This window comes from Dactylosporangium sp. CA-139114, assembly GCF_050955725.1.
Classification (GTDB): domain Bacteria; phylum Actinomycetota; class Actinomycetes; order Mycobacteriales; family Micromonosporaceae; genus Dactylosporangium.
The window spans coordinates 6,522,266-6,537,245 of record NZ_CP192080.1; the positions used below are offsets into that span (position 1 = coordinate 6,522,266).

The window sequence follows — 14,980 nt, forward strand, 5'->3', positions numbered from 1 at the left end:
GACCCGGTCCGTGTGATGCCGGCCGGGGCCCGCTCATGTCGTCGGGCCCGGACCGGGCAGGCCCATCTGCGCGCTGAGCGGCGCCAGGAGGACGCGCAGCGCGGCCGAGGCGAACTGCCAGTTGTGCCCGCCGGCCCCGATGAACTGGTGGGTCGGGATGCCGGCCCGGGTCGCCAGCGCGGCGAGCTGCCGGGAGACCTCGGCGCAGCGGGGATCGTCCTGCCCGGCGGCGAACCACAGGGTGATGCCCGGGTAGGTGTGGTGGGCGAGGAGCAGGGCGGGATCGTGGGCCGCGGGGGCCGCGGCCCGGCCGCCGTAGAGGGCGACGAGGCTGTGCTCGGGGTTGCCGAGGTTCGGCCGGGCGTCGCCGCCGAGGTCGACGGCGTGGCGGTAGACGCCGGGGTGGCCGAGGACGAGGTCGAGGGCGCAGGTGCCGCCCTCGGAGAAGCCGACGATGCCCCACCGGGAGGCGTCGTGGCGCAGGCCCAGGGTGGCGGTGATGAAGGCGGGCACGTCGGTGGTGAGGTAGGTCTCGGCGTTGCCGCGCGGCCCGTCGACGCACTCGGTGTCGCCGGTGGCGGAGCCGTTCTGGTCGGCGACGACCAGCACCGGCGCCTCGCCGCCGTGGGCGGCCGCGTAGGCGTCGTCCGTCGCCTCGCCGCCGCCGGCCTTCAGCCAGTTGATCGGGGTGCCCGGGGTGCCGACGAGCATCACCAGCACGGGCAGGTCGGCGCGGTGCGGGCCGTAGTACGCCGGGGGCAGGTAGAGGGCGCCGGGGCGGTGCGCGAAGTGTGACACCGTGGCGGGCGCGTCGAGCATCATCAGGGTGCCGCCGGTCGGCGACCGCGCCGCCGGGTCGCCGTGGAGGGCGCGCCGGGCGTCGGCGCCGCGCAGCGTGCCGTCGTGGCCGAGCATGTCGCCGGCTGTGGGCCAGATGCCGTACTCCTGGTCGATGAGCATGAGCGCGCCGGCGGCGGTGAGGGGGACCGCCGCCACGGCCGCGGCCCGGTGCCACCTCGCCCGGCCATGGCTGACATGGTGGCCGACATGGCGGCCGGCGTGCTGGCCGGCGCGGCGGCCGAGGGCCGGCGGGCATCCGGCGATCGCGGCGAAGGCGGCCCCGATCCAGGCGGCGAAGCTCGGCGGGTAGCCGTCGGTGACCGTCCCGGTCGCCCGCAGGGCCAGAGCCAGGACGCCCACGGCGGCGGCGACGCCCAGGGCGAGCAGCAGCGCGGTGCGCCGGGTCCGGCGGTCCCCCGGCCGCACCCAGACGAAACCCAGGCAGAGCAGCCCGGCCGCCTCCAGCCCGGCGGCGATCGGCCGGTCGAGCAGCGGCACCGGGTCCAGCGCGCCGGCGGCGGCCAGCGCCGCGAGCCCGGCCGTGATCACCACGGCGATCATCGCTGTGGCGGCCGGTGCGATCCTGGGTGCGACCATGACGCGCGCCCTCCGGGCTCTCGGAGCTGGGCGGGATGAGCTGGGCGGGATTCGGCCCAAGCTGCCCCGGCCGCCGGGGATGAAGCCGGCGGCCGGGCGAGATGACGCATGGTGCGGCCCGGGCCGGGTCGTCACGGATCGACGGTGATCTGATGGGCCCAGTGCGACCGGCTCCCGATGACCATGCGGACGTGGTCGCCCGGCCGCAGCGACCCGAGCGGACGGTGCCCCGGCTCCACGGCGATCCGGCCGACCGGCAGGCGGATCGTCGCGTCCTGGCCGCGCAGCGCGTCCCCCGTGCCGGTGTCGTGCAGGCGCAGACTCTGCGCGCCGAGATCGACGCTGATGACGTCGCCCTCGGCGCGCATGGTGCCCGACCCGTCCGCCGAGGCCAGCAGCGGCAGTCCGGCCGCGAGGCCGACGCCGGCCGTGAGCGCCAGCAACGCCACCTGCCGTCGAGTGTTCAAGAGTTGCTCCCGGAGCCGATCAGCCCGATCGTGACCGGCCGCCCGCGCCGCGCGGATCCGGGACGGCCCGCACCCCCGCTGCGGTTATGCCGCAGGCCACCGGCACGGCCACCGGCACGGTCATCGGCACGGCCTACGCTGTGCCCATGGCGAAGTCCCCGCCGTGGCGGATCCTCCTGGCCGACGACCACGCGGTGGTGCGGGCCGGCCTGCGCGCCCTGCTCGCCGCCGACAGCCGCTGCGAGGTGGTCGGCGAGGCGTCCAGCCTGGGTGAGCTCCGCGCCCTGGCCCACAGCCTGCGGCCCGACCTCATCGTGCTGGACCTCAGCTTCGGCACGGAGCACGCGCTGAGCGTCGTGCCCGGCCTGCTCGAGCCGGACGAGCCGCCGCGCATCGTCGTGCTCACCATGCACGACGATGTCGCCACCGCGCGTCAGACCCTCACCGCCGGCGTCCAGGGCTACCTGATCAAGGAGTCGGCCGCCGACGAGCTGCTGCGCGCCGTCGAGACGGTCATGTCCGGCTCCACCTACCTGCACCCCGAGCTGGGCGTGCGGATGCTCCGCCAGTCCGAGCCGCCCGCCGACGGTCTCAGCCCGCGCGAACGCCAGGTCCTCGCCCTCGTCGCCCGCGGCCACACGAACGCCGAGATCGCCGAGCAGCTGCTGGTCAGCCTCCGCACCGTGGAGACCCACCGGGCGAACCTCCGCACCCGGCTCAATGTGCACAGCCGCGCCGACCTCGTCGACGCCGCCCGACTCTTCGGCCTGCTGCCGTGAGCGCCGGCCCCGGCACCAGACCGCCGCAGGTCTGGGCGGGCGGAGACGCCGCGGCGGCTCCGGCCGGGTCGGCCCCGTCCCGGATCGCCGTGCGGGCGCTCGTCGCGCTGGGGCTGGCGTCGCTGGCCGCCAGCGTCGTCATCGAGCTCGGCGACCTGCACCCGACCGCGGAGATCGCCACCGGCGCGACCGCCAGCGCCGCGCTGCTGCTCGCCATGGCGTTCAGCCGCGGCACCGACACCCGCGTGCTGCAGCGCCGCGGCCAGCTCCTGATCGGTGCCGGCCTGGCCGCGCTGCTCGTGGTCGCCGCGCTCTGGCAGCTCACCGAGCACGCCGCGCCCCGGGTGCTGCTGCTGCTGATCCCGGTCGCGCTGCTGTTCGCCACCGCCGGCCTGGCCGTCCGCGAGGCCGGCACCCAGCGCCGTCAGGCCCGGGCCCGCGAGCTGCGGGCCCGCATCGACGGCGAGGAGGCCGAACGCCGCCGGTGGGTCCGCGAGCTGCACGACGACACCCTCCAGGAGCTCGCCGCCGTCATGGTCACGCTCGGGGCCGCCGCCGGCGGTGGCCCCGCGGCGCAGCTGCAGGGCATCACCGACGCGCGCGAGCTCGTCGGGCGGCAGATCCAGACGCTGCGCCGCCTGATCGCCCAGATGCGGCCGCTCGCGCTGGACAGTCTCGGCCTCACCGCGGCGATCGAGGACCTCGGGCGGCACGCCCGCGACGCCAGCGGGCTCGACATCGAGGTCGCCGCCGAGCCCGTGCCGCGGCTGCCCGGCGACACCGAGATCGCCCTGTACCGCATCGTCCAGGAGGCCCTCACCAACGCCATCCGGCACTCCGGCGCCACCAGGATCACGATTCGCACCGCCACCCACCCGGGCACGCTCGAGGTCAGCATCACCGACAACGGCGGCGGCATCCCGGACCGCGGCTTCACGCACGGCCACGGCATCACCGGCATGCACGAGCGGGCCGGAGCGGCGGGGGCGCGCCTGAGCATCACGGCCGCGCCCGGCGGCGGCACGACGGTGCGCCTGCGCCTGCCGGCCCCGGCCACCCCAGCCTGACCCGCGCGGCGCCCGAGCCCGACCCGCACGCGGCGCCCGCCCCCGGGCCGCTCGAGCCTCAGTAGCTGAACGTGGTCGCGCCCTCGTCGCCGATCCACTGCCACATCGGCACCGTCCCGCCGAGCTCCGCGCCGTCGATCAGCCGGGTCTTGTCCAGGTGGCGCGCGTCGAAGCAGATCGGGCACACCAGGTAGCGGCCGCCCGCGGCCGCGTACCGCGCCACGAGGTCGGCCAGCGGCGGGCAGCCCTCGCACGCCACGGCGGTCGCGACGCCCGGCACGGCCAGCCGGGCGGCCTCCTTCGTCAGGAACATCAGCGTCGGGCGGCCGGACTCGGCCGCCCCCACGGCGACGAGGAAGGCGACGGTCACCTTCTCGGCGTCCTCCAGCCCGGTGATGAGGCTGACCACGGCCTTACCGCTCATGATGATCTCCATTCGGCGTTTTGGTGCGCGAACGCTAACGCCGCAACCCGAGCGTGATCCTGGGCAGAAGTCCCCATATTGGTGCGCCGCCGGAGCCCACGCGCGCCGCCCGAACGCGGCATAAGGTCAATGGGTGAGTCCCGAGACATTGCTGCTGATCGCGCTGGGTGCCGTCGCTGTCGTGACCGCGGTGCGTTGGATCGGCGAGCGGACGGGACTACCCGCCGCCGCGCTGCTGCCGCTCATCGGCATCCTCTACGCGCTGCTGCCCGGGCCGAACATCGAGCTCGAACCGCACATCGTGCTGACCTTCATTCTACCGCCGCTGCTGTACTCGGCCGCGCTGGACTCGTCGCTGCTGGCGATCCGGGCCAACCTGCGCATCGTGATCGGGCTGTCCGTGCTGCTCGTGCTGGCCACGGCGCTGCTCATCGGGGCCGGGTTCGCGCTGTTCGTGACCGGGGCCACCCTCGCCGCGGGCGTGGCCGTGGGGGCCGCGGTCGCACCGCCCGACCCGGTCGCCGCGCTCGCCGTCGGGCGCAAGGTCGGGCTCCCGCCGCGGCTCATCACGATCATCCAGGGCGAGGGGCTGCTCAACGACGCGACGGCGCTGACGATCCTCAACGTGGCCGTCGCCGCGGCCGTGGGCGGGCACTTCTCGTTCCCGATGGCCGCGGGGCTGTTCCTGCTCGCGGCGGTCGGGGGGGCCGCGGTCGGCATCGGGGTCGCGTTCGCGGTGCGGATGCTGCGCCCGATCGCCAAGGACGCACTGCTGGCCAACGCGGTGTCGCTGGTCACGCCGTTCGTCGCCTACCTGGTGGGCGAGCGGCTGCACGTGTCGGGCGTGCTCGCCGTGGTGGTCGCGGGGCTGATCGTCGGGCACGACACACCGCGCTCGGGGACCGGGGCCGGCCGGCTGCAGACGAGCGCGGTCTGGCGGTTCGTGGACTTCCTGCTGGAGGGGCTGGTCTTCCTGCTCATCGGGCAGCAGCTGCCGGCGGTGCTGCGGGGGCTCAGGCAGTACGACACCGGCACCATCGTGACCGCGCTCGCCATCTCGGTCGGGGTCACGCTGCTGCTGCGGCCGGCGTGGCTGGCCCTGACGCAGGCCGCGCACCTGCTGCTGCGCCGCGAGGACGAGGGGCTCACCTGGCGCGAGATCGTGGCGCTGAGCTGGGCCGGGACGCGGGGCGTGATCAGCCTCGCGGCGGTGTTCACGATCCCGCTGACCACGGACGCGGGCAAGCCCTTCCCGGACCGGGACCTGCTGCTGTTCTGCACGTTCGTGGTGGTGCTCGTCACCCTGGTCGGCCAGGGGCTCACGTTCGCGCCCCTGGTGCGGCTGCTGGGGCTGCGGCACAACGAGGTGGACGAGGCCCGGATGCGCAACGAGGCGCGGGCCGCGGCGGTGCACGCGGCGCTGGACCGGCTGGACGACCTCGAGGAGGACGAGCCGGCCGAACGGCCCGAGATCGACGCGCTGCGCACCAAGTTGCGGGAGCGGCTGCGGCGGTACGAGCACCGCCTGGACGTGCTGCAGAACGCCGACAGTGACGAGCTGCCGGTGTCGGAGCGCTACGAGGCCGCGCTGCGCATCCGCCGCCTGGCGATCGAGGCGCAGCGCGACGAGCTGCTGCGCCGGCGGGATGCGGGCTCGCTGCCCGACGAGGCCCTGCGCCGGCTCGAGCGGGAGCTCGACCACGAGGAGCGCGTGCTCCCCGACCGGCCGAACTAATCCCACCTGATGAGTGGGATTGACGAACGGCGGCCATCTTCACTACATTGCCTACTCATTAAGTAGACAAAATCGACTTTGACTTCAAGGATGGCTCCGTGAAGCTGCGTACCCGCGTGCTCGCTGTCAGTGCAGCGTTACTCGTCCCCGGGACCGCGCTGAGCGCCTGCGCCGGCACCGCGGACAACTCCACCTCGGCCAACGGCAACGACGCCGTGACCCTCTCCCTCGTGGCCTACTCGACCCCGCAGGCGGCCTACGAGGCGCTCATCGCCGCGTACCAGAAGACCGACGGCGGCAAGAACGTCAAGTTCACCCAGTCCTACGGCGCCTCCGGCGACCAGAGCCGGGCCGTGGCCAGCGGGCTCAAGGCCGACATCGTCGCCTTCTCGCTGGAGCCGGACATCACGCGGCTCGTCACCGCCAAGCTGGTCGACGCGAGCTGGAACAGCGACCAGTACAAGGGCATGATCACCGACTCCGTCGCGGTCATCGGCACCCGCAAGGGCAACCCGAAGCACCTCAAGACGTGGGACGACATCGCCAAGCCGGGCGTGCAGGTGCTCACGCCGAACCCGTTCACCTCCGGCGGCGCGAAGTGGAACATCCTGGCCGGCTACGGCGCCAAGTCGAGCAAGGGCAAGGACGCGGCGGCCGGTGCGGCCTACCTCGACGCCCTGTTCAAGAACGTGCCGGTGCAGGACAGCAGCGGCCGCGCCTCGCTGCAGACGTTCACCAGCGGCAAGGGTGACGCCTTCATCTCCTACGAGAACGAGGCCCTCTTCGCGCAGAAGAACGGCCAGGCCATCGACTACACCGTGCCGGACGACACGATCCTGATCGAGAACCCGATCGCGGTCACCACCAACAGCGCCCACCCGGCCGAGGCCAAGGCGTTCCTGGACTGGCTGCACACGCCCGCGGCGCAGAAGATCTACGCCGAGAACGGCTACCGCCCGGTGGTCAAGGACGCCGGCGGCCCCTCGTTCCCGAACCCGTCGGGCCTGTTCACGATCCAGGACCTGGGCGGCTGGTCGAAGGTGAACAAGGAGCTGTTCGACCCGGGCAACAGCGTCATGGCCTCGATCGAGCAGAAGCTCGGCATCTCCACCTCGGCCGCCCCGAGCCCGGCGGCGTCCAAGTAATGACCGCCACGGCCGTTCAGAAGCCCACCGGGTCCGGCTCCGCGCCGGGCCCGGCCGGGCCGCGTGCGCACCGGCGCCGGCCGCCGGTCGGCACCGCCCTCAGCCTCGGCACGGCGGTGCTGTACCTCAGCCTCATCGTGCTCATCCCGCTCGCCGCCGTCGTGTGGCGCTCGACCGAGGGCGGCTGGGACACGTTCTGGCGCGCCGTGCAGACTCCGGACGCGTGGGCGGCGCTGAAGCTCACCGTCGGCGCCTCGCTCGTCGTCGCCGTCATCAACGTCGTCATGGGCACCGTCATCGCCTGGGTGCTGGTGCGCGACAACTTCCCGGGCAAGGCGATCGTCGACACGCTCATCGACCTGCCGTTCGCGCTGCCGACGATCGTCGCGGGGCTGGTCCTGCTGGCGCTGTACGGCACCAGCAGCCCCCTGCACATCAACCTCGCCTACACCAGGGTCAGCGTCGGGGTGGCCCTGCTCTTCGTGACGCTGCCGTTCGTGGTGCGCACCGTGCAGCCCGTGCTGCGCGAGCTCGACCGGGACATGGAGCAGGCGGCGTACTCGCTGGGCGCCTCCCCCGCCACGACGTTCCGCCGGATCATCCTGCCGAACCTCGCCCCCGCCATGATCTCCGGCGGGGGCCTGGCCTTCACCCGGGCCATCGCCGAATACGGCTCGACGAACCTGCTCACCGGCAGCATCCCGTTCGAGACCCAGGTCTCGGCGGTGAACATCTTCGGCCGCATCGAGAGCGACGACACCACGTCCGCCGCCGCGATCTCGACCGTGCTGCTCGTCGTCGCGTTCGTGGTGCTGATCGCCCTCGACCTCTTCCAGCGCTGGAGTGCCCGCCGTGGCTAAGTACCCGCTGCGCGTCCTCGCCCTGGTGTACCTGCTGTTCCTGCTGGTGCTCCCGGTCGGTCTGGTCATCTGGCGGACCTTCGAGCACGGCCTGCGACCGATCATCGACACGCTGACGTCGGACAACGCCACCCACGCCTTCGCCGTCACGCTCTCGGTGGCGGTCTGGGCGGTGCTGGCCAACACCCTCTTCGGCGTCGTCGCCGCGCTGCTGCTCGTGCGGCACCGGTTCCCCGGCAAGCGGCTGCTGAGCGCGCTCATCGACCTGCCGCTCGCCGTGTCGCCCGTGGTCGTCGGCCTCGCCCTGATCCTGGTGTACGGCAAGTTCGCCCCGGCCGGCGGCTGGCTGGAGCGCAACGGCCTGCAGATCATCTTCTCGCTGCCCGGCATGGTCCTGGCCACCATCTTCGTCTCGCTCCCCCTCGTCGTGCGCGCGATCGTGCCGGTGCTGGAGGAGATGGGCGACGAGCAGGAGCAGGCCGCGCACACCCTCGGCGCGTCGCGCTGGCAGACCTTCCTGCGCATCACGGTCCCGGGCATCCGGGCCGCGCTCGGCTACGGCGTGGTGCTCTGCCTGGCCCGCGCGCTGGGCGAGTACGGCGCGGTCGCCGTCGTCTCCGGCCGCCTCGTGGGCCAGACCCAGACCGCGACGCTGTTCGTCGAGGAGCGCTACCAGAACTACGACCAGACCGCGGCCTTCACCACCGCCAGCGCCCTGGCCCTGATCGCCATCGTCATCCTGCTCGTCACCAAGCTCCTGCGGCCGAAAGAGAACGCCTGATGGCCATCGAAGTCCGCGACGTGAACAAGTCGTTCGGCAAGACCCCGGTCCTGCGCGACATCTCCGTCGACATCGCCTCCGGCTCCCTCACCGCGCTGCTCGGCCCGAGCGGCGGCGGCAAGTCGACGCTGCTGCGCGTCATCGCGGGCCTCGAGCGCCCCGACACCGGCAGCGTGCACATCAACGAGGTCGACGCGACCGGCCTGACCCCGCAGCGGCGCAACGTCGGTTTCGTGTTCCAGCACTACGCGGCGTTCAAGCACATGACGGTGTACCGCAACGTCGCCTTCGGCCTCGAGGTCCGCCGCCGCCCGAAGGCCGACATCCGCAAGCGCGTCATGGAGCTGCTCGAGCTCGTCCACCTCGACCAGTTCGCCGACCGGTACCCGGCGCAGCTCTCCGGCGGCCAGCGTCAGCGCATGGCCCTGGCTCGCGCCCTCGCCCCGGAGCCGGAGGTGCTGCTGCTCGACGAGCCGTTCGGCGCGCTGGACGCCCAGGTCCGCAAGGAGCTGCGCACCTGGCTGCGCCGCCTGCACGACGAGGTCCACGTCACCACCGTCTTCGTCACCCACGACCAGGAGGAGGCGATGGACGTGTCCGACTCGATCGTCGTCCTCGCCGACGGCGTCGTGCAGCAGGTCGGCACGCCGGGCGAGATCTACGAGAACCCGGCCAACCCGTTCGTGATGAGCTTCCTCGGCCCCGTCACCCACCTCGACGGCAAGCTGGTGCGCCCGCACGACGTGGCCCTGTCCCGCGAGCCCGGCGGCACCGAGGCGACCGTCACCCGCGTGGTCTCGCTCGGCTTCGAGGTCCGCATCGAGGCCAGGGCCGGCGACCGTGACGTGTGGGCCCAGCTGACCCGGGCCGGCGCGAAGGCCATCGACGTCAAGCCCGGCGACACCGTGTACTTCAGCCCGTCCGCCGAGGCCCGTACCTTGGCCGCCGTGTGACCTCGACCGTCCGCATGCTTCCTAAGCGCATCGAGTACTCGATCCGGGCCCTGGTCGTCCTGGCCGGGTCCGCCCCCCAGACGGTCAAGGCCCAGGACGTGGCCGATGCCCAGGACATCCCGCCCGGCTACCTGTACGACCTGCTGGCCGACCTGCGCCGCGCGGACCTGGTGCAGGTCCAGCGCGGCACGGGCGGCGGCTACGCCCTCGCCCACCCGCCGGCGTCGCTGACCCTCGGCGAGATCGTGCGCCGGCTGGACGGCCCGGGCCAGGACCCGCCGGCGGACCACGACCTGCCGGTCGACCGCGCCATCGAGCGCCTGCACCACCTGTGGGACCGAGCCAACCGCGTCCGCCTGGACTACCTGGACGCGGTGACCCTGGCCGATCTCATCAACCACTCCCGCTGAGGCGCGGACCCGGCTCAGGAGCCGGACTCGGGCGCGGGCTTCTTCCAGGTCATCTTGACGTTGAAGGTCGCCTCGGCGGTGCCCTTGGCGACGATGAGGCCGCACCCGCCGCCGACCTTGAGCCCGAGCTGCAGCTCCATCTCGTCGGGCCGATGCTCCTTGAGCCGCTGCACGACGTACCGCAGGGCCGGCATCACGCTGTCCATCGAATCGGACAGCGTGTACGGCAGCATGATCACCGCGTCCTGCACCGAGACCAGGCGCACGGCCTCGTCCAGGTCCCGGGGGCTCACCTCGATCTCGATGAAGTCCGCCGTACCGTCGCCGATCGGCATGCGACCAACCGCCACGTCCGCCGCTCCCCTCGCAGAGACCGTCATGTGTGCGGCCATCGTAGCGACGCGAACACCCGGATGTGAGGATCCGTCCGGGTGGTGCTCGCCGCCCGAACAGGCCGGGCGTCCACGTCAGGGCTTGACGGCGTGGGCGCCCACGAAGGACGGGGTCCACACGACGGTGCCGTGGTCGATCGCGTCCGCGCGGATGCGGTCGGCCAGGGTCTCCAGGTCCAGGCCGCCCGGGTCGGCCACGCCCAGCTTCGCCATCGCCGGGGCCAGGCTGCGGGTCACCCCCGCGAGCCAGGCGTAGCCGCCGAAGTCCGGGCCACCGCCGGTCAGGGCCTCGTCCAGCATCGCCGGGGCGGGCAGCCCCGCGGCCCGGAACGCGGCGAAGAGCCCGCGGCCCATGCGGACCTGCATCCCGGCACGGCGGAAGGTCTCGACCACCAGGCGGCCGGTGTCGTTCCACAGGGACTGCTCGGGCAGCGAGCGGGACGGGATCGACGGGTCCAGGTCCAGCTCCTGGAACGCGAGCACACCGCCCGGGCGGACCCTCGCGGCGATGTGCCGCAGCGCCTCGGCCGGGTCGGCGCGGTACATGAGGACCAGGCGGCCCACGGCGGCGTCGAAGGGGCCGTCGAGGTCGGCGGTGGCCGCGTCGCCCTCGACGAAGCGGACGTGGTCCAGCCCCAGGGCGCGGGCGCGGCCCCGGGCGACGCTCAGCACGGCGGGGTCGACGTCGACACCGACCACCGAGCCCGCCGGGCCGACGAGCGAGGCGGCGAGCAGGGCCACGTCGCCGGCGCCGCTGCCGACGTCGAGGACGCGCATGCCGGGGCCGAGGCCGGCCGCGCGGAAGAGGCGTTCGGTGGTGCCGTGCAGGAAGGCGGCTTGCCGCCCGAGGCGCTCGTACTCGTCCTGAGTACGCGCCAGTGCGTACGCCGGATCGGCGGATGAATACTCCATGAACCCACAGGCTCCTCCGCCGCGGCCGGGCGCGCAGTCGGCAACGCGCTACCCGCCGGTTGAATCCGGAGGGCGGCGCGTGCGTGGGGGGTGATCCCGGTTCGGCGGCGCCGGAGTGGGCGGTGTCGGGGCGCCTACGCGGCGGCCGCGGCGCGCGTAGTCGTCGTACTCGGCGCCGAACCGGGCGCGCAGGTCCCGCTCCTCGAACCGGATGCCGACCAGGATGTAGCCGCTGGCGGCGGCGGCGAAGAACAGGTGCCCGGCGCTCATGCGCGGGGTGGCCCAGAACGTGATCGCCAGGCCGAGCATCATCGGGTGGCGCACCAGCGCGTACAGGCCGCCGCGGACGAACCCGGGCTCGCGGTACGCGCGCCGGCGCAGATGCGTCCACGCCTGCTTCAGGCCGAGGAAGTCGGCGTGGTCGACGGCGAACGTGGACCACACGACGAGCACCCACCCGGCCGCGAACACCACCCGGACCGCGGCCGCGAAGGGCTCGCCGACCCGCCAGATCACGGCCGGCACCGGCTGCCAGAGGCCGAAGATCGCGAAGAGGACGAGGGCGGACGCGAGGACGTACGTGCTGCGCTCGACCGGCGCCGGGACGCGCCGCTTGAACCAGGCCCGGGCCATCACCGTGTGCTGCACGGCGAAGGCGAGCAGCAGGGCGCCGTCGATCGCGAGCGCCGCCGCGGCCGGCCGGGTGGCGGGCCCGTCCCCGCGCACGAGGAACACGGCCGCCCAGGCGGCGCTGAGCAGGAAGCACGCGTACGCGATGACGGCGTATCCGGCGATGACGAGGCGCATGCGTAGATCGTCGGGCACGGGGCCGGCGCGGCGCAGTGGGGAAAATACCTCAGTTCGCGCCGTACCAGGCGGCGATCTGGGCCCGCGACCGGAAGCCCATCCGGGCGCGGATCCGCTCGACGTGGGCCTCGGCCGAGCGCTCGGTGATGCCGAGGCGCTCCCCGATCTCGCGGTTCGTGCACCCCTCGGCGATGAGCGCGGCGACCTCGCGCTGCCGGGCGGTGAGCGTCGGCGCGGCGCCCCGGTGCCGGGCCGGCAGCCCGAGGAACCGCCGGATGGCGCCGGTCAGGGGCCGGGTGTCGCCGATGTACGGCAGGTGCGAGCGCCCCGCGACCGCCTCGAACCGCGCGTGCGGGATGGCCTCGGCCAGCCGCCGGCCCTCGGCGAGCGGGGCGGCCCGGTCGCGGTCGCGGTGCAGGACCAGCGTCGGCGCGCCGATGTCGGGGAGCAGGTCGAGCACGTCGACCCGGTAGGCGAGCTCGAGCATCGCGCACGCCGTGGCCGCGTCGGAGGACTCGCGCTGGTAGCGCGCGAACGCGGCCCGGGTCGCGGCGTCGGCGTCGGGCGCGAAGACGTCCGTGAGCAGGTCGGAGGCGAGGCCCCAGTGCTGCCGGACCAGCCCGAGCACGTGATGGCGCAGCTCCGGCGAGGCGATGTCGGCGCCGCGGGCCCAGCCGCCGTAGAGCACGAGCCGCTCGACGGTCCCCGGGTGCCGCGCGGCCCAGGTCGCCGCGACCGCCGCCCCGAGCGAGCTGCCCATGAGGTCGAACCGCGCGAGCCGGCCCGCGCGGACGACCGCTTCGAGCGCGTCGAGCTCGTCGTCCATCGTGTACTCGGCGCCGGGGGCCGCGGCCGTCGACAGCCCGATGCCGGGCTTGTCGTAGCGGATGAGCCGCCGTCCATCGGCGAGGGCCTCGTAGAAGGCGCGCTCGGCGGGCAGCGCCCAGCTGCGCTCGAGGTGGCCGAGCCAGCCGGAGACGTACACCAGCGGCGGCCCGGTCCCGGTGACCGCGTAGGCGATCCGCGCCCCGGCGGCCGACCCGGTGACGGCGATCCTCTGACCCATCGACGTCATTGTGCCGCGTGCCCCGTCCGAGCGGGTCGCGACGGGTCTGGCGGCGTCGGCGGCACCCGGTGGCCGAACCGCGGGTACAGTCCGCTCATGCGGCTCGGGATCATCGGCGCGGGTGAGGTGGCCTGGCGGCACGCGGCCGCGGCCGAGGGGGTCGGCGGGCTCACGCTCGCCGTGGTCGCCGACCGGGATCCGGGGCGGGCGGCGCGGCTCGCGGAGCGTTTCGGGGCCCGCGCCGCCGCCGGGCCGGACGAGGTGTTCGCCGGGGCCGACCTCGTCGTGCTCGCGGTGCCGCACGCCGACCACGAGGAGCTGGCGGTGCGCGCGACCGCGGCCGGGCGCACGGTGCTGGTCGAGAAGCCGCTCGGGGTCTCGGCGGCGGCGTGCGACCGGATCATCGCGGCGTGCGGGGACCGGCTCGTGGTCGGGCAGCAGGGGCGGTTCTTCGCCCAGGTGCGGGCCGCGCGCGAGGAGCTGGCCGGGCTCGGGCGGCCGCTGCTGTATCTCGAACGGCGCTCGACCGACTACGCGCGCCCCGACCGGCCGGCCTGGTTCACCGATCCCGTGCGGGCCGGCGGCGGGATCGCGATGCTCGTCGGGGTGCACAGCATCGACCGGGCGGCGTGGCTGCTCGGCGCCCGGCCGGTGGCGGTCGCCGGGTCGGTCGCGGCCCCGGGCGGGTCGCCGGTGGAGACGTCGGCGGCGGCGACGCTCTTCCTCGACACCGGCGTGCGGGCGCATCTGACGCTCGTGGACTCGCCGGTCTTCTTCCACGAGACCACGATCGTGTGCGAGCGGGGCACGCTGACGGTCGACCCGGCCGGGGTGAGCGTCGGCGGGCGGCGGGTGCTGGAGGTCGACGGCGACCGGGAGTACACCCTGTCCTTCCGGCGGCAGTACGAGGCCGTCCTGCGCGGCGAGCCGACGGCGACCCCGCAGGAGGGGCGGCGCGCGGTTGCCACGGTCGAGGCGTGGTACCGCTCCGCCGCCTCCGGTGGCCGTCCGCAACCGGTCGCGTCCGAGGCGCCGTGACGCCCGGAAGCCGCGTGGTACCGCTCCGCCGCCTCCGGTGGCCGTCCGCAACCGGTCGCGTCCGAGGCGCCGTGACGCCCGGGAGCCGTCAGGTCTGCTCGCCGCCGAGGGCCAGGGTCGCGGCCCGCAGCTCGTCGAGGGCCGCCCGCGTGTAGGGCCCGAGCTCGGCCCGGGCGTCGTCGCCCTCGGACCAGGCCTGGAAGCCGCGCTTGAACGCCAGCACGCCGAGCTCCCCGGCGAGGGCGGCGATCGGGTCCGGCACGCCGCGGGCGGCCAGGGCGGCCGTCATGGCGGCCGCGAGCCCGACGCTCTTGAGGGCGTCGCGCTCCTGCAGCTCGGCGCTGGCCGCGACGGCCGCCCGCAGGCGCGGGCCGAGCTCGCGGTTCATCGGCCCCATCGCGCTCGACGCGCGGTCGAGCCCGGCGGCGACCGCCTCGAGCGGGCCGGCGCCCGGGTCCGCGTCGGCGATCCCCTCGGTCAGCAGCCGGCTCAGGGTCTCCTGCCCGGCCACCAGGAGCTCGCGCTTGTCCTGGAAGTGCCGGAAGAAGGTGCTCTTCGTGACGCCGGCCCGCTCGGCGATCTGCGCGACCGTGGTGTCGTCGTAGCCCTGCTCGGTGAACAGGTCGACCGCGGCCATGACCAGCCGTTCGCGCGCCCCCGGTGCCCATCGAGCCATGCGCCCATCATAGGTGACGGGACCTTTGTCC

17 protein-coding genes are annotated in these 14,980 nt (G+C 74.2%); 9 read left to right on the forward strand and 8 right to left on the reverse strand.

The genetic code is table 11. The features are described from left to right. Positions 1-33 precede the first annotated feature (33 nt). Entirely contained in the window at positions 34-1,437 is a 1,404-nt protein-coding gene (locus ACQP2P_RS28915; RefSeq protein ID WP_433606014.1) for an alpha/beta hydrolase, read from the reverse strand. Positions 1,438-1,568: 131 nt separating this feature from the next. Continuing rightward, positions 1,569-1,904, reverse strand: coding sequence for a hypothetical protein (locus ACQP2P_RS28920; RefSeq protein WP_433606016.1), 336 nt, complete (start codon positions 1,902-1,904; stop codon positions 1,569-1,571). Positions 1,905-2,050: 146 nt separating this feature from the next. Between ACQP2P_RS28920 and ACQP2P_RS28925 the strand changes: the two genes are divergently transcribed. After that, positions 2,051-2,683, forward strand: coding sequence for a LuxR C-terminal-related transcriptional regulator (locus ACQP2P_RS28925; RefSeq protein WP_433606018.1), 633 nt, complete (start codon positions 2,051-2,053; stop codon positions 2,681-2,683). Beyond that, positions 2,680-3,750 carry a sensor histidine kinase gene (locus ACQP2P_RS28930; RefSeq protein WP_433606020.1) on the forward strand — a complete coding sequence of 357 codons (1,071 nt, stop codon included), beginning with the start codon at positions 2,680-2,682 and terminating at the stop codon, positions 3,748-3,750. The genes ACQP2P_RS28925 and ACQP2P_RS28930 overlap by 4 nt, the downstream gene beginning before the upstream one ends. Positions 3,751-3,808: 58 nt before the next feature. On the opposite strand, the gene ACQP2P_RS28935 is transcribed toward ACQP2P_RS28930, so the two are convergent. Then, complete coding sequence (locus ACQP2P_RS28935) at positions 3,809-4,174, reverse strand: hypothetical protein (RefSeq protein WP_350623063.1); 366 nt, start codon at positions 4,172-4,174, stop codon at positions 3,809-3,811. Positions 4,175-4,307: 133 nt separating this feature from the next. On the opposite strand from ACQP2P_RS28935, the gene ACQP2P_RS28940 reads away from it, so the two are divergent. The 6 genes from ACQP2P_RS28940 (at position 4,308) to ACQP2P_RS28965 (ending at position 10,058) form a co-directional block, all read left to right on the forward strand. Then, the gene (locus ACQP2P_RS28940) at positions 4,308-5,909 is read left to right on the forward strand and encodes a Na+/H+ antiporter (RefSeq protein ID WP_433606022.1); all 1,602 of its coding nucleotides are present in this window, start codon (positions 4,308-4,310) and stop codon (positions 5,907-5,909) included. 98 nt (positions 5,910-6,007) lie between these two features. Continuing rightward, positions 6,008-7,054 carry a sulfate ABC transporter substrate-binding protein gene (locus ACQP2P_RS28945; RefSeq protein WP_433606024.1) on the forward strand — a complete coding sequence of 349 codons (1,047 nt, stop codon included), beginning with the start codon at positions 6,008-6,010 and terminating at the stop codon, positions 7,052-7,054. Next, a complete protein-coding gene (gene cysT, locus ACQP2P_RS28950) occupies positions 7,054-7,914 on the forward strand; it encodes a sulfate ABC transporter permease subunit CysT (RefSeq protein WP_433606026.1) in 861 nt (286 codons plus the stop codon). Before ACQP2P_RS28945 ends, cysT begins: the two co-directional genes overlap by 1 nt. Continuing rightward, positions 7,907-8,695, forward strand: a complete 789-nt coding sequence (locus ACQP2P_RS28955) for a sulfate ABC transporter permease (RefSeq protein WP_433606028.1) — start codon at positions 7,907-7,909, stop codon at positions 8,693-8,695. The genes cysT and ACQP2P_RS28955 overlap by 8 nt, the downstream gene beginning before the upstream one ends. After that, positions 8,695-9,648, forward strand: coding sequence for a sulfate/molybdate ABC transporter ATP-binding protein (locus ACQP2P_RS28960; RefSeq protein WP_350623073.1), 954 nt, complete (start codon positions 8,695-8,697; stop codon positions 9,646-9,648). Before ACQP2P_RS28955 ends, ACQP2P_RS28960 begins: the two co-directional genes overlap by 1 nt. Continuing rightward, positions 9,645-10,058 carry an Rrf2 family transcriptional regulator gene (locus ACQP2P_RS28965; protein WP_433606031.1) on the forward strand — a complete coding sequence of 138 codons (414 nt, stop codon included), beginning with the start codon at positions 9,645-9,647 and terminating at the stop codon, positions 10,056-10,058. Before ACQP2P_RS28960 ends, ACQP2P_RS28965 begins: the two co-directional genes overlap by 4 nt. Positions 10,059-10,072: 14 nt before the next feature. Here ACQP2P_RS28965 and ACQP2P_RS28970 read toward each other — a convergent pair whose 3' ends face one another. The 4 genes from ACQP2P_RS28970 to ACQP2P_RS28985 all read right to left on the reverse strand — a co-directional run bounded on the left by ACQP2P_RS28970 (position 10,073) and on the right by ACQP2P_RS28985 (position 13,235). Beyond that, a complete protein-coding gene (locus ACQP2P_RS28970; RefSeq protein WP_433606033.1) occupies positions 10,073-10,438 on the reverse strand; it encodes a CU044_2847 family protein in 366 nt (121 codons plus the stop codon). 87 nt (positions 10,439-10,525) lie between these two features. Further along, on the reverse strand, positions 10,526-11,362 hold the full coding sequence (locus tag ACQP2P_RS28975) for a class I SAM-dependent methyltransferase (RefSeq protein WP_433606035.1): 837 nt from the start codon (positions 11,360-11,362) through the stop codon (positions 10,526-10,528). 48 nt (positions 11,363-11,410) lie between these two features. After that, entirely contained in the window at positions 11,411-12,169 is a 759-nt protein-coding gene (locus ACQP2P_RS28980) for a methyltransferase family protein (protein WP_433606037.1), read from the reverse strand. Between the two features lie 49 nt (positions 12,170-12,218). Continuing rightward, on the reverse strand, positions 12,219-13,235 hold the full coding sequence (locus ACQP2P_RS28985; RefSeq protein ID WP_433606039.1) for an alpha/beta fold hydrolase: 1,017 nt from the start codon (positions 13,233-13,235) through the stop codon (positions 12,219-12,221). A 96-nt stretch (positions 13,236-13,331) separates the two neighbouring features. Between ACQP2P_RS28985 and ACQP2P_RS28990 the strand changes: the two genes are divergently transcribed. Next, positions 13,332-14,273, forward strand: a complete 942-nt coding sequence (locus tag ACQP2P_RS28990; RefSeq protein WP_433606041.1) for a Gfo/Idh/MocA family protein — start codon at positions 13,332-13,334, stop codon at positions 14,271-14,273. Positions 14,274-14,361: 88 nt separating this feature from the next. Here the strand turns inward: ACQP2P_RS28990 and ACQP2P_RS28995 are convergent, their stop codons facing one another. After that, the gene (locus ACQP2P_RS28995; RefSeq protein ID WP_433606043.1) at positions 14,362-14,949 is read right to left on the reverse strand and encodes a TetR/AcrR family transcriptional regulator; all 588 of its coding nucleotides are present in this window, start codon (positions 14,947-14,949) and stop codon (positions 14,362-14,364) included. Between the last annotated feature and the right edge of the window lie 31 nt (positions 14,950-14,980).

Bases quoted from the DNA above. Each gene is read 5' to 3' on its own strand.
- ACQP2P_RS28970 (WP_433606033.1), bottom strand. From the start codon at position 10,438: ATGACGGTCTCTGCGAGGGGAGCGGCGGACGTGGCGGTTGGTCGCATG.
- ACQP2P_RS28985 (WP_433606039.1), bottom strand. From the start codon at position 13,235: ATGGGTCAGAGGATCGCCGTCACCGGGTCGGCCGCCGGGGCGCGGATC.
- ACQP2P_RS28995 (WP_433606043.1), bottom strand. From the start codon at position 14,949: ATGGCTCGATGGGCACCGGGGGCGCGCGAACGGCTGGTCATGGCCGCG.
- ACQP2P_RS28980 (WP_433606037.1), bottom strand. From the start codon at position 12,169: ATGCGCCTCGTCATCGCCGGATACGCCGTCATCGCGTACGCGTGCTTC.
- ACQP2P_RS28975 (WP_433606035.1), bottom strand. From the start codon at position 11,362: ATGGAGTATTCATCCGCCGATCCGGCGTACGCACTGGCGCGTACTCAG.
- ACQP2P_RS28925 (WP_433606018.1), top strand. From the start codon at position 2,051: ATGGCGAAGTCCCCGCCGTGGCGGATCCTCCTGGCCGACGACCACGCG.
- ACQP2P_RS28935 (WP_350623063.1), bottom strand. From the start codon at position 4,174: ATGAGCGGTAAGGCCGTGGTCAGCCTCATCACCGGGCTGGAGGACGCC.
- cysT (WP_433606026.1), top strand. From the start codon at position 7,054: ATGACCGCCACGGCCGTTCAGAAGCCCACCGGGTCCGGCTCCGCGCCG.
- ACQP2P_RS28915 (WP_433606014.1), bottom strand. From the start codon at position 1,437: ATGGTCGCACCCAGGATCGCACCGGCCGCCACAGCGATGATCGCCGTG.
- ACQP2P_RS28990 (WP_433606041.1), top strand. From the start codon at position 13,332: ATGCGGCTCGGGATCATCGGCGCGGGTGAGGTGGCCTGGCGGCACGCG.
- ACQP2P_RS28960 (WP_350623073.1), top strand. From the start codon at position 8,695: ATGGCCATCGAAGTCCGCGACGTGAACAAGTCGTTCGGCAAGACCCCG.